This is a genomic window from Arenimonas sp. (genome assembly GCF_019459675.1).
Classification (GTDB): Bacteria; Pseudomonadota; Gammaproteobacteria; order Xanthomonadales; family Xanthomonadaceae; genus Arenimonas.
Genome location: NZ_JAIBFH010000358.1, coordinates 1 through 5,642 on the forward strand (window position 1 = coordinate 1; position 5,642 = coordinate 5,642).

At 68.2% G+C, this 5,642-nt stretch carries 5 protein-coding genes; 2 read left to right on the top strand and 3 right to left on the bottom strand.

The window, feature by feature from the left end; translation table 11 throughout:
* The 3 genes from holA to leuS all read right to left on the bottom strand — a co-directional run.
* Positions 1 to 1,016 (bottom strand): DNA polymerase III subunit delta (holA, locus tag K0M70_RS11895; RefSeq protein ID WP_290782197.1); only part of this gene is annotated, 1,016 nt, incomplete at its 3' end.
* Positions 1,017 to 1,023: 7 nt separating this feature from the next.
* Complete coding sequence (gene lptE / locus K0M70_RS11900) at positions 1,024 to 1,515, bottom strand: LPS assembly lipoprotein LptE (protein ID WP_290782199.1); 492 nt, start codon at positions 1,513 to 1,515, stop codon at positions 1,024 to 1,026.
* A 5-nt stretch (positions 1,516 to 1,520) separates the two neighbouring features.
* Positions 1,521 to 4,139 (bottom strand): leucine--tRNA ligase, encoded by a 2,619-nt coding sequence (leuS, locus tag K0M70_RS11905; RefSeq protein WP_290782201.1) that lies wholly within the window; start codon positions 4,137 to 4,139, stop codon positions 1,521 to 1,523.
* A gap of 192 nt (positions 4,140 to 4,331) precedes the next feature.
* On the opposite strand from leuS, the gene K0M70_RS11910 reads away from it, so the two are divergent.
* Positions 4,332 to 5,033 (top strand): hypothetical protein, encoded by a 702-nt coding sequence (locus K0M70_RS11910; protein WP_290782203.1) that lies wholly within the window; start codon positions 4,332 to 4,334, stop codon positions 5,031 to 5,033.
* Positions 5,034 to 5,042: 9 nt separating this feature from the next.
* Complete coding sequence (locus K0M70_RS11915; RefSeq protein ID WP_290782204.1) at positions 5,043 to 5,528, top strand: RNA polymerase sigma factor; 486 nt, start codon at positions 5,043 to 5,045, stop codon at positions 5,526 to 5,528.
* The last annotated feature ends 114 nt before the right edge of the window (positions 5,529 to 5,642 follow it).

Below are 5,642 nucleotides of genomic sequence, written 5' to 3' on the forward strand. Positions count from 1 at the left end.
GGGGCTCGCCCCCCCCCCCGGCGTGCGAACACCCCCCCGCCGCGGCCGCCTAAAGGGCGGCCCTTGGACGCGCGGCCGAGGCGCCCGAATTCGGCCGCTAACGCCTCCCAGCGCGACAGCGGGTGGCGTTCGAGTGCACGGCGATAAATCGCCTGCTTGCTTTCCCAGATGCGCGCCTCGCGCATGGCCGCCATCACGTTGCCCGATTCCGCCGCGCGCGACAGCGCGCACAGCGTCAGCACTTCCTTGGCCACCATCGGCATCAGCCCGGCCACCTGGTCGCCTTCGGCGCGCAGGCCAGCCAGCATGCGCACCGCGCGCACGGCTTCGCCGGCCATCGCCGCGTCCACCAGCTTGAACACGTCGTACCGCGACGAGTCCGCCACCAGCTGCTCCATCTGCTCCACGTCGATGGCCTCGGACTTGGGGCCCCTGGACTCGCCCACCAGCAGGGCGAGCTTGTCCACTTCCTGGGCCGCGGCCAGCAGGTTGCCCTCCACCCGGTCGGCCAGCCGGCGCACGGCGTCGGGCGTGGCCAGCAGGCCGCGGCTGCGCAGGCGGCGCTGCAGCCATTCGCCCAGTTCGTGGGTCTTGAGCGGGTACACCACCACGAGATGGCCGACCTTGGCGATGGCCTCGCTCCACTTGCCGGCGTGGGACTTGCTCCACTCCTGCGCGGTGATCAGCAGCACGGTGTCGGGCGGCAGCTTGTCGCAATACTCGCGCAGCGCCTCGCTGCCGTCCTTGCCGGGCTTGCCGCTGGGCAGGCGCAGGTCGAACAGGCGGCGGGTGGCGAACAGGCTCAGCGACGCCACGCCCTGGCTGAGCGTGTTCCAGTTGAAGCTGCCTTCGGCGTCATACACCTCGCGCTCGCCGTAGCCTTCCTGCCGCGCCTTGGCGCGGATGGCGTCGGCGGCTTCCTGCACCAGCAGCGGTTCACCGCCGGCCACCAGGTACACCGGGCGCAGCGGTTCGCCGGCGAGCTGGCGCTCCAGGCGGTCGGGCTTGAGCTCCATGGGCGGACTACTTCGCCCGCAGCACCGCGTCCAGGCGGCGCAGGATGGCCGCCTGCATGTCGCGGCGAAGCTCGCGCTGCAGCAGTTCCTGCTCGGCCGGGCTGCCGGCGGAGGCAATGCTGTCGTAGGTGAACTCACGGGTCAGCACCACTTCCTGCACCGGCACCTTCACCGCGCCGGCGGCGTCCAGCAGTTCGAAGCGCACGGCGTAGCGGGTTTCGTATTCGCGCACCTGCGCGCGCTCGTCCACGGCCAGCGGCCGGGTGGCCAGCGCTTCGGACAGCACCTTGAGCGTGGACGAAGGCTGGCCGTCGACGGCCGACGCGGCCCCGGCGCGCGACAGCGACGTGGACAGGCCCTGCGCCAGCGGACTGTAGGGATCGGACGACTGCACCTTCACCGGCCCCAGGTCGGTGGCCAGGGCCAGCGAGGCGCGGGGACGGAAACCGCAGGACGCAAGCACCGCGACCAGGCAAACCAGGACCAATAAACGCTGCATCTGCCTCACCCCGCGACGATGTTGACGATCTTGCCCGGCACCACGATCACCTTGCGCACGGTCAAGCCTTCCATGAACTTTTGCACGTTCGGCTCGGCCAAGGCCAGCGCTTCGATGGTTTCCTTGCTGGCATTCAGCGAAACCTCCAGCGTGGCGCGCAGCTTGCCGTTGAGCTGCACGGCCAGCGTGGCGGCCTCGCGCACCAGGGCCGACGCGTCCACCTGCGGGAACGGCCGGTCTTCCAGCGTCGTTTCGGCGTGGCCCAGCAGCTGCCACAGCGCGTGCGAGGTGTGCGGCGTAATCGGGTTGAGCAGCAGCGTCACCGCCTCGAAAGCCTCGTGCCGCAGCGCACGGCCCTGGCCGCTGGCATCGTCGAACTTCGACACCGCGTTCATCAGCTCCATCACCGCCGCGATGGCGGTGTTGAAGGTGTGGCGGCGGCCGTAGTCGTCGCCCACCTTCTGGATGGTTTCGTGCAGCTGGCGGCGCAGCGTTTTCTGCGCGGCGTCCAGCGTGGCGACGTCCAGCGCTGGCGCGGGGCCGTCCGCCACGTGGCGGTGCACCTGCGTCCACACCCGGCGCAGGAAGCGCGCCATGCCCTCCACGCCGGCCTCGTTCCACTCCAGGCTTTGTTCGGGCGGCGAGGCGAACATGGAGAACAGGCGCACCGTGTCGGCGCCGTACTTGTCCACCATCGTTTGCGGGTCAACGCCGTTGTTCTTGGACTTGGCCATCTTCTCGGTGCCGCCGATGTGCACCGGCAGGCCGTCGCTGCGCAGCACCGCGCCGGTGGCGTGGCCCTTGGCGTCGCGCACCACGTCCACGTCGGCCGGGTTGAACCAGTCGTTGGGCGCACCCGGGTTTTCCCGGAAATAGGTGTCGGCGATCACCATGCCCTGGCACAGCAGGTTGGTGGCCGGCTCGTCCGTCTTCACCATGCCCGCGTCGCGCATGAGCTTGTGATAGAAGCGGAAATACATCAGGTGCATGATCGCGTGTTCGATGCCGCCGATGTACTGGTCCACAGGCAGCCAGTAGTTCGCGCGCTCGTCCACCAGGTCGGTGGCGCCGGGCGAGGTGTAGCGCGCGTAGTACCAGCTGGACTCCATGAAGGTGTCGAAGGTGTCGGTTTCGCGCTCGGCCGGGCCGCCGCAGCCCGGGCAGGTGGTCTTGCGCCATTCCGGGTCGGCCTTGATCGGCGAAGCCATGCCGGTGAAGGCCACGTCCTCGGGCAGCACCACGGGCAGCTGGTCTTCGGGCACCGGCAGCGCGCCGCATTTTTCGCAGTACACCACCGGGATCCGGCAGCCCCAGTAGCGCTGGCGGCTGACGCCCCAGTCGCGCAGGCGGAAGCTCACGCGGCGCTCGGCCTGGTGGCCGTGCGCCAGCTTGCGCGCGATGGCGTCGAACGCCGCCTTGAAGCCCAGGCTGTCGAATTCACCCGAGTTCACCAGGCGCAACTGCGGCGCTGTCTTGTCGGCGTACCAGTCGTGCCAGGTGGCGGTGTCGTAGGTTTCGCCCTCGATCGCAATCACCTGCTGGATGGCCAGGCCGTACTTGTGCGCGAACTCGAAGTCGCGCTGGTCGTGGCCCGGCACCGCCATCACCGCGCCGGTGCCGTAGCCCATCAGCACGAAGTTGGCGATCCACACCGGCACCTTTTCGCCGCTGATCGGATGCACGGCGTACAGGCCGGTGGCGATGCCCTTCTTTTCCTGCGTCTCAAGCTCGGCTTCGGTGACGCCGCCGCGGCGGCATTCGTCCACGAACGCGCGCACCTGTTCATTGCCCGACGCCGCCCACAGCGCCACCGGATGTTCGGCGGCCACGGCCAGGTAGGTCACGCCCATCAGGGTGTCGGGGCGGGTGGTGAACACGGTGAGCGGTTCGGCCAGGGTTTCGATGGCGAACTTGATTTCCAGGCCTTCACTGCGGCCAATCCAGTTGCGCTGCATGGTCTTGACCGCGTCGGGCCAGCCCGGCAGCGTGTCCAGGCCGTCCAGCAGTTCCTGGGCGTAGTCGGTGATCTTGAGGAACCACTGCGGGATCTCGCGCTTTTCCACCAGCGCGCCGCTGCGCCAGCCGCGGCCGTCGATCACCTGTTCGTTGGCCAGCACCGTGTGGTCCACCGGGTCCCAGTTCACCACCGAATTCTTGCGGTACACCAGGCCCTTCTTCAGCAGGCGGGTGAACATCAGCTGTTCCCACCGGTAGTACTCGGGGGTGCAGGTGGCGAAGGTGCGGGTCCAGTCGTAGGCGAAGCCCAGGCGCTCAAGCTGGGCGCGCATGTGCTCGATGTTCTTGTAGGTCCACTGCGCCGGCGCGGTCTTGTTCTTGATGGCGGCGTTTTCGGCCGGCAGGCCGAAGGCGTCCCAGCCCATCGGCTGCAGCACGTTGAAGCCCATCATGCGCTTGTGGCGGCTGATGACGTCGCCGATGGTGTAGTTGCGCACGTGGCCCATGTGCAGCGCACCCGACGGGTACGGCAGCATGGACAGGCAGTAGTACTTGGGCCGCGACGTGTCTTCACGCACCTGGAAGGCGGCGGTGGCCTGCCAATGGGTTTGCGCGGCGGTTTCCACCGCCTTCGGGTCGTAGGCGTTGGGGTCTGGGATGTCGGACATGGGTTCGGGCAGGGGAGAATCAGGCCGCCAGCGTACCAAAACGGGGGTCCGGGGCGGGAATCTGCCGGGCCGTGCCTCCCCCTGCGCCCGGTGAATGAAGAATCCGGCAGCATGGGGTGTACCAAGTCCAACTACCCCGATGGAGATCCGCCCATGACACCCCTTTTGCGCTTCGCCGGATGGCTTTGCCTGGTGCTGCTGACCGCCTGCGGCGACCCCACCGGCAAGGCGGCCGTGGATGAAGAGGCTCAGGTACTGCGCACCTATCCGGTCCCGAAAGGCCAGACCCAGGCCATCGGCCAGGCGCTGAACCAGGTGTTCGCGACCGGGCCGGAGGGCCGCCGGATAGGGCGCGCTTCCTACGAGCTGCCCGGCCAGCTGGTGGTGCTGGCGCCGGAATCCGTGCAGGCATCCATTGCCGAGTCCATCGCCGGGATAGTCGGGTCCAGCGGCGAAGCAAACGCCATGAGCACGGCCTCACTGCGGATCTGGGTGGTTGATGGCAGGCCCGGGCCGGGCGACGACGCCGACCGGCTGGCCGTGCTGGCGCCTGCCATCAAGGCGATTTCCGGCAATTTCCCCGGCTTCGGTTTCCGCCTCGTCGACCAGGCGGAAATCGCGGTCACCGAGGCAGGGCATGAGTCGACGCTCGTCACTGGCTCAGGCAACGCGATCACCGCTCAGCTGGTCGACAGCGACCCCATGACCTTCAGCGTGATGGTGATTGGCCCCTCTACGCCGGACGCCGAGGGGCTGTCGCTGCGCTCGATGCTCAGCCTGCCGCCCGGCGAACTGGTGGTGATGGCCAGCCTGCAGGACAAGCGCGAGCCCGCTTCAACCGGCCCCGCACCCATGCGCTTCCTGATACTGCAGGCGGTCGAAGCCGCGCGCTGAGCTCGCCACGTGGCCATCGACCAGACGGATATCACCGCGTGCTATCGACGCATCCATCGACCGCTGCACAACGTTCTGATGCGCCTGCTGTGGGATGGCCCGGAGTGCCAGGACATCGCGCACGATGCCTTCATGCGGGTCTGGAACCGGGCCGACACCGTGGACCGCGCGTCCCTGGATTCGCTGGTTTATGCCACCGCGCTGAACCTGGCCAAGAACCGGCTCAGGTGGCTGGGGCTTCGCCGGCTGGTGGGCATGGAGCATGCGGACGCGGTCCAGCACGAAGATGCATCGCAAATCGATTCGCCAGCCCTCAGGCAGGCGCTGGCGCGTTTGCCGCAGGGGCAGCGCATCGTCCTGCTTCTGTCGGATATCGCTGGGTTCAGCACCGTTGAGATCGCTGCGATGCTGGCCATTCCCGCCGGCACCGTCAGCTCCCGGCGACACACCGCACTGCGCCGCCTGCGCAGTCTGATGGACGACTCCCATGACTGAAAAAAACCAGATCACTTTCGTCGACATCGCACCGGAGCCGGGCGGCGAGCAGCGGCTTCTCAGGGCCATGGCCGCCGGGCCAGAACCGCAGTCGTGGCGCCACGCCAAATGGCC

What these genes read in the sequence shown, in the direction of transcription:
- lptE (WP_290782199.1), bottom strand. Translation starts at nt 1,515, where the DNA reads ATGCAGCGTTTATTGGTCCTGGTTTGCCTGGTCGCGGTGCTTGCGTCC.
- leuS (WP_290782201.1), bottom strand. Translation starts at nt 4,139, where the DNA reads ATGTCCGACATCCCAGACCCCAACGCCTACGACCCGAAGGCGGTGGAA.